The 207-nt window shown below is 44.4% G+C and carries 1 pseudogene; it reads right to left on the bottom strand.

The annotated features are described in order from the left end of the window. Positions 1-207 (bottom strand): annotated as a pseudogene (locus V6252_RS13765) (DsbA family oxidoreductase); the annotation flags it as partial.

Genomic DNA, 207 nt, shown 5'->3' with positions numbered 1-207 from the left:
TCAACGAAATGCGCAACGAATAATGCTTGTTTTAGGTCGAGCATACGTCCATGCTGATCAGCCCAATGCAGCAATTGATGCGCATTAAAAGTATTGTAGGGACGGAAGTCATCGGTAAACTGAAAATTAAATCCAGCTTCTGCAACTGCTGCTGTCATTCTAGCTCGGTTCTCTTTAACGTCCTCAGGAGTTGTACCGTACTTCTCC

This window comes from Psychrobacter proteolyticus (genome assembly GCF_038155145.1).
Taxonomy (GTDB): Bacteria; Pseudomonadota; Gammaproteobacteria; order Pseudomonadales; family Moraxellaceae; genus Psychrobacter; species Psychrobacter proteolyticus_B.
This window is presented reverse-complemented; position numbering and strand designations above follow the sequence as displayed.